This is a genomic window from Glycomyces luteolus (genome assembly GCF_027622875.1).
GTDB classification, from domain to species: domain Bacteria; phylum Actinomycetota; class Actinomycetes; order Mycobacteriales; family Micromonosporaceae; genus Glycomyces; species Glycomyces luteolus.
Map to the genome: position 1 here is coordinate 99,966 of NZ_JAPZVP010000019.1, position 6,795 is coordinate 106,760.

General features: G+C 69.2%; 3 protein-coding genes and 4 pseudogenes. 3 read left to right on the top strand and 4 right to left on the bottom strand.

The annotated features are described in order from the left end of the window. Positions 1-176 precede the first annotated feature (176 nt). Complete coding sequence (locus tag O1R50_RS21050) at positions 177-1,271, top strand: hypothetical protein (RefSeq protein ID WP_270112170.1); 1,095 nt, start codon at positions 177-179, stop codon at positions 1,269-1,271. Positions 1,272-1,323: 52 nt separating this feature from the next. Here O1R50_RS21050 and O1R50_RS26620 read toward each other — a convergent pair. The 4 pseudogenes from O1R50_RS26620 to O1R50_RS26490 form a co-directional block, all read right to left on the bottom strand. Beyond that, positions 1,324-2,304, bottom strand: a pseudogene (locus tag O1R50_RS26620) (FtsK/SpoIIIE domain-containing protein); the annotation flags it as partial. A 189-nt stretch (positions 2,305-2,493) separates the two neighbouring features. After that, positions 2,494-3,486, bottom strand: a pseudogene (locus tag O1R50_RS26625) (LAGLIDADG family homing endonuclease); the annotation flags it as partial. Between the two features lie 33 nt (positions 3,487-3,519). After that, positions 3,520-4,014: pseudogene (locus tag O1R50_RS26630) on the bottom strand (DNA translocase FtsK); the annotation flags it as partial. 357 nt (positions 4,015-4,371) lie between these two features. After that, positions 4,372-5,163: pseudogene (locus O1R50_RS26490) on the bottom strand (DNA translocase FtsK 4TM domain-containing protein); the annotation flags it as partial. Between the two features lie 74 nt (positions 5,164-5,237). Between O1R50_RS26490 and O1R50_RS21060 the strand changes: the two are divergent. Continuing rightward, on the top strand, positions 5,238-5,939 hold the full coding sequence (locus O1R50_RS21060) for an SDR family oxidoreductase (RefSeq protein WP_270112172.1): 702 nt from the start codon (positions 5,238-5,240) through the stop codon (positions 5,937-5,939). Between the two features lie 99 nt (positions 5,940-6,038). After that, positions 6,039-6,701: a hypothetical protein gene (locus tag O1R50_RS21065; protein WP_270112173.1), complete on the top strand. Its 663-nt coding sequence runs from the start codon at positions 6,039-6,041 to the stop codon at positions 6,699-6,701. Positions 6,702-6,795 lie beyond the last annotated feature (94 nt).

Sequence of the window (6,795 nt, forward strand, 5' to 3'; positions counted from 1 at the left end):
GGGCCACAGTGATGCTGGCGGTGATGCTGGCGGTAGGGTGACCGACCTAACCGGAAGCGTGTCGAACGGCCCGCTACGGGGTGAATACCTGCGGACAATCGGGGCCTTTCATGATGCTTCTGCGCAGGGGCAACAGTCGATCACCGCACGTGGCGGCCATACCCTAGGCTTGTCCTATGTCCCCCAAAGACATCGCCCCAGCCCATTGCCCTGCCCACCGCACCCGGACGCTCCGTCGCGCCGGCCTCGCCTTGCTGGCGACGGCCGCGGTGCTGACGGTCGCCGCGTGCGGCGCGCCGCCCACCGGGACGCTGCATACGCGCGCCGGTTACACGCTCACCAGCGACGAGATCCCGGTGTCGGTGTGCCCCGCGGACGACGCGTCGCGGTTCACCGGCGACGAGGGCCTCCTCGTGGGCGCCCACTTCGCGCTCCGCGTCGAATGCGTCGCGTCCTTCGACGAGCTGCCGGAGGGCTTCCAGCTCGACTACCTGTTCGGCGAGCACGCGAGCCTGTACTCCCCCGAGCCCGGGTACGAGTTCACGCTCGTCCAGTTCGCACCAGAGACCGGCGTCGAGGCCCCGTTCAACGCCGAGGCCGGCGAGCTCTCCGCGACGCTGAAGATCGGCGACCGCGCGTGGGACTTCGACGGCGAGGTGCCCGCCCCCGGCGAGGTCTACTTCACCGTCGCGAAGAAGGACGCCCCGATCACGCTCGAAGTGGTCGACGTCGAGCGCGCCCAGACCATGGACCTGCGCGAACGCACCCGTGAAGGCCTCATCCAGGCGCTCTACACCGGTACCGCCGCGGTCGACACCGAGGTGGTCGAGGGCTCCGTCGACGGCTACACCACCAAGGGCAGCTACGAGTACTGGTTCGACGACTGGGGCTACCAGACGCAGTTCGCCCTCACCCGCGAGGTCTTCGAGCCCGGCACGGGCTGGGTGGCCGAACCGGACCGGGCGCTCCTGACGATCGAGTTCGGGTGGCTCCATTCGGCCAGCGGCCTCGAATGGGGCATCGACCTCGAGGACGCCCTGAAGGTCTCGGGGCCGGAGGGCGCGCTGACGGCGCTCACGGCCGACCACGCGGACGAGAACCTGAGCAACGGCGTCTGGCGCACGTTCACCCTCACGTACGACGTGCCCGCCGACGCGCTCGACTTCACGTTGAACTTCCACCCGAAGGGCCCGGTCAAGTGGCCCGAGGAGGACGTCTCGCTGCCGATCACCGGCGACAAGAACCACGAGATCGCCGTCAGCTTCGCATAGCCGACGAAGAGGGGCCGGTCCGCTTCCGCGGACCGGCCCCTTTCGTCTTCGCTCAGCCTTGGAGCGAGGCGATGACGCCGTCCAGCTCCTCGGGCTTCACGAGCACGTCGCGGGCCTTCGTCCCCTCCGAGGGGCCCACCACGCCGCGCGTCTCCATGAGGTCCATGAGCCGCCCGGCCTTCGCGAAGCCGACGCGCAGCTTGCGCTGGAGCATCGAGGTCGAACCGAACTGGGTGGTCACGACCTGCTCGATGGCCTGGATGAGCAGCTCGAGGTCGTCGCCGATGTCGGGGTCGATCTCGCGCGTCGAGCCCGGCGTGGCGGTGACCTCCTCGATGAACTGCGGCTCCATCTGCGACTTCACGTGCTCGACGACGGCCTCGATCTCGTCGTCCGAGACCCACGCGCCCTGGATGCGCTCGGGCTTGGAGGCGCCCATCGGCAGGAACAGCCCGTCGCCGCGGCCGACGAGCTTCTCGGCGCCTGGCTGGTCGAGGATGACCCGCGAGTCGGCGAGCGACGACGTCGAGAACGCGAGCCGCGAGGGCACGTTGGCCTTGATGAGGCCGGTGACGACGTCGACCGACGGTCGCTGCGTGGCGAGCACCAGGTGGATGCCGGCCGCGCGCGCCAGCTGCGTGATGCGCACGACGGACTCCTCGACGTCCCTGGCCGCCACCATCATGAGGTCGGCCAGCTCGTCGACGATCACCAGCAGGTACGGGTGCGGCCGCAGTTCGCGGCCCGAGGCCGGATCCGTCTTCAGCTCCCCCGAGCGCACCTTGCGGTTGAAGTCGTCCACATGCCGCACACCGGCCTTCGCGAGGTCCTCGTAGCGCATGTCCATCTCCTTGACGACCCACTGGAGGGCGTCGGACGCCTTCTTCGGGTTCGTCACGATGGGATGGACGAGGTGCGGCACGCCCTCGTAGTTGGTCAGCTCGACCCGCTTGGGGTCGATGAGCAGCAGCCGCACCTGCTCGGGCGTGGCGCGCACCAGCATCGACACCAGCAGCGTATTGATGAGGCTCGAGTTGTGCGTCGGGACCATCGACCGGCTCGCCAGGAACTGGTGGCTCGGGCTGTCAACTTCGATGCACCGCACCGGAACCGAGGGCACCGGTCGGACATCGACAACGTACCGCTCGCGAGCGGTCGGCCGGGTGGAGGCGACCTGCCGATCGGCCTTCCGGCTCAACCGGAAGACACGGTCTGCGGTCGTGAACGAGACCGAATAGCAAACCGAGGACTCCGGCTTCCGTCCCTTCACCGGCCTGGTTGCGACTGTCGCCTGGTACCCGAGGCTGTGCACCAGTTCGAGGAAGTCGTAAGCCAGACGCCTACTGGTCGCGGCGAAGACGATGTTGCCCTTCTTCGAAACCGTCCCGTCGGTGTCGAGCAGGCCTGCGAGCAGGTCGCGCCGCTGCTGCTCGGATGCGCGCAGATACCGCCGGGGAATGTGCTTGGGTCCGATCGCCTCGAAGCCAACGGCACGAATGCCGTCGAGGATCTCTTCGTCCGCGGTGGTGAACCGGGCGGATCCGGTTGAGCCGTCGCCGAGCCAGCATCCGAGCGTGTAGGGCGCAACAGGCAGGTCGGCGGCAGGCAGGGCCAGTGGCCCGGCGACCGCTACCGAATGGTTCGCCCAGGATTGACCTCGGCCCTCCACCCGCAGTGTCGCTGCGATCTCAGCCGTCGTCGTGATGTTCTGCCGCTCCTGGCGCCTCGCGGACCGCCCTGGCATCGAGACACGATCGGCCAAGGCCTGGTACATGGCATGACCAGACCGCACAGGCACACTCATCCGGACGGTCTTCCCGCCTCGTTCATAGAAAGCGGTCGCGGCGCCGTCTACTACCGGAATGTCCTTGACGACCTGGAAAAGGACGTCCTTGTACCGCGCTCCGATGTCATCGATGACCTGTGTGGTCGACATCGGGATATCGGGCAGCCTGAGAACCGAATGAGCGCGCGTCTTGATCCAGAGGATCTCGTCTTCGGACCAGTACGAGTCGTCCTTGCGGCCCCGCGCTTTGGATCGATCGGAGCGGGTCGTGGTCACCCACTGGTGCTCGGCGTCCGCGACGATGACCGTTCCGTCTGAGAACTCCACCTCGTAGCAAGGCCGGTCTTCCATGATCTCGGTCGCCGCGATGACCGTGCAGGGCACGCCGTGCTCGTCGAAAACACGGTCACCGACTTGCAGCTCACCCATGGACGACCAGCCGTCGGGCGTCGGAATCGGCTCAGAGAGGGCAAGTGCCTTGCCTGAGCCGGTGGCTCCGGCCACCAGGAGGTGGGGGGTCTTCGTCAGGTTGGTGAGGACGTAGCCGCCCTCGACGTCCTTGCCGAGGCCCACGATCATCGGGTGGGGGTCGGACTGGGCCAGCGGCGAGCGGAGCACGTCGCCGAGCGCCACGTCGTCGCGGTCGGTGTTCGGGATCTCGACGCCGACGGCGCTCTTCCCCGGGATCGGGTTGATGATCCGGATGTCGGAGCTCTTGACGGCGTAGGCGATGTTCTTGGACAGCTGGATGATCCGCTCGACCTTGACCGCGGGCCCGAGTTCGACCTCGTAGCGGGTCACGGTCGGACCGCGGGTGAAGCCGGTGACCGCGGCGTCCACCTGGAATTGCGCGAACACCTCCTGCAGGGCCGCGATGACCGAGTCGTTGGCCTTCGAGCGCTTCTTCGCGGTCGGACCGGTCGGCAGCAGGTCCATCGACGGGAGCCGGTAGTCGCCGTCCATGGCCGCGCCGCCGTCCGACAGGGTCGGCTGCTCGATCCGCTTGGGCGGCGGCGAGTGCTTCGGCGGCTCCCGCACCGGCTCGGGCTCGGCGATCGGCGTCGAATCGCGAGCGGAGACGTGCTCAGAGTTCAGTTCGGGCACCTCTTCGGGCGCGAGGCGCGGCAGCACGGTGGTGGGGTGGTGGACCCGGCGGGCCTCCTCCTCCTTGAGCCGCTTCGCCTCGCGGCTCTCGGCGCGCGACTTGCGGGTGCTCGGCGCCTCGTCCTCGCCCTCGTCGTCCTCATAGGTGTCGACCTTGCCGGTGGCGAGGTCCCAGAGGCGGCCGAGCTTGTACGGCACCTGGTTGAGGGGCGTCGCCGTCACCACGAGAACGCCGAAGAGCAGCAGCAGGATCAGCAGCGGGAACGCCACGTACGCCGAGACGCCCAGCGCGAGGCCGCCGCCCACGAGCCAGCCGATCTGGCCGCCCGCGACCATCCGCTCGCCCATATCGGACGGCAGGCCCGAGATGAGATGCAGGAGACCGAGGCTCGAGAGCCAGATCGAAGTCCAGCCGACCAGCGACCGCCCGTGTGTCTCCTCCTCCGGCGGCATCTGGCGCATCACGCGCAGCCCCCAAAGGATCAGCAGCACCGGGAGCGCGCGGGTGGCCAGGCCCAGCAGCCAGTCGAGGATGAACGCGAGTCGCTCCCCGATCGGGCCGGCGATGTCGAACCAGACCGCGCAGGCCAGGACGATCGCGATGGCGATGAGGAAGAGCCCGAGGCCGTCTCGACGGTGCGCGGGATCGATGTCGCGGGCCGTGGCGGCCTCCTTGCCGACGGAACGGGCCATCCAGCCCGTGGAGCGTGCGGTGCCGACCCAGAGGCCGCGCAGGCCGAGGCCGAGCGCCTCGAGCGGCCCGGGGACCGCGTCCATGCCCCGGCGCTTGGGTGCGGCCTTCTTGACGGCGGACGTCTTCTTTGGGCTCTGCTTGGCGGTCGCCTTCTTGGCGCTTCGCTTCGCCGCCTTGCGGGCGGCGGGTTTCGCAGGCGATTTGGCGGCAGCGGCGGGCTTGCGGCGCGCCGAGGGCGCACTGCTCTTGCGGACCGTGCCCCCCTTGCGGGCGGCGCCGCCCGAACTGCCGCTCGTCCTGGCCATCATGTCCCATACGTTACCGCCCTCATGCCGAGCTGAGTCGGCCCGAAGGCAACCGAGAAAGCGGTTAATGTGACGGCATGTCGAAAACGATTCTGGTCACCGGCGCGGGCCGAGGTCTCGGCCGGACCCTGGCGGAGCAGCTCACCGCGCGCGGCGACAAGGTGATCGCGCACGCGCGCAGCGAGTCCGCACTGGACGGCGTGCCGCACGACCGGAAGCTCGTGTTCGACCTGGCCGAGCCCGCGGCGATCGCCGACGCGGTGGCCGAACTCGGCCTCGAACGGCTCGACGGCGTGATCCACAATGCCGGTGTCGTCCACATCGGCACCGTCGCCGAGCAGTCCCTGGAGTGGTGGCAGCAGACCCTCACGATCAACATCACCGCCCCGGCCGAGCTGACCCGGGCCCTGCTCCCGGCGCTGCGCGCGGCGCGCGGCCACGTCGTCTTCGTCAACTCGGGCGCCGGGATCAGCGCGGGGCCGAAGTGGAGCTCGTACGCGGCGAGCAAGCACGCGCTCCGCGCGCTGGCGGATTCGCTGCGCGCCGAGGAGCAGCCGAACGGCGTGCGGGTCACGAGCGTGTACCCCTCGCATTTCGCCACCGACATGCAGCGCAGCGTTCGCGAGCAGTACGACGCGGACTACGACCCGGCGCGCGCCACGAGCCCGGACTCGATCGCGAAGACCATCGTGGACCTGCTCAACACCCCTGCGGACATGGTCGTCAACGAGCTCAGGATCGAACCGCCGAACCCGCTGCCGATCCGCGCCAGGAGCTAGCGAATTGGCAAGGACCCCTTAGGATGCGTAGTCGCATGCCCCTTGTCCGACAAGGTGACCCATCCTCACCGTGATGCACAGTTAGGTGTGATCCCTCCTTTGAGCGACCACGCAGCCCATCAGGCGCAGTACTCCTCCCAGCCGCAACCGAGCCAGCCGCAGCAGCCGGTCTACCAGCAGCTCCTCCCGAGCGGTCCGGACCGCCCGACCCCAGTCGGGCTGGGTCTCGCCGGGGTCGGTCTGCTGCTCCTCGCGGTCGGCTCCCTGATCCCCCAGATCTCGTTCGGCGGCAGCGACGCCGACGAGGTCGGCGGCTACGGGGTCGACACCGCCGGTGTCGGCCTCCCCGGCCTCGTGCCCGCACTCGTCCTCGTCGTCCTCGTCGGCTGGGCCGCCGCCGGGGTGAAGCCGGGGCTCCAGTGGGCCGCCAAGCTCGGCGGCATCGGCCTGGCCGCGATCACCGCCGCCGCCGCGCTCCACCCCGTCATCGAGCTCAACAGCGCCTTCGGCAGCGAGGCCTGGGAGGAAGCCGACATCGACATCGAGGCCAGCGCCGGTGGCGGCATCTGGCTCTACATCCTCGCCGCGGCGCTCCTGGCCGTCAGCATCTTCCTGATGCGCTGGGCGCCGCCGAAGCAGCCGGTCCAGCAGCCGCAGTACGCGCCGCAGCCGTATCAGCAGCAGCCCCCGCAGACCACCCAGTTGTCGGTCCAGCCCCAGCAGCCGCAGCAACCGGGCGGCTGGCCGGGCCACAACCCCTAGTCGCACACGACGGCGGCGGTAGGTGTCGTTGACCCACTTGCCGACCGTGCGCCGCAGGATCTGCTGGAGCTGGTGCGGGTCGGTGATGCCGTCC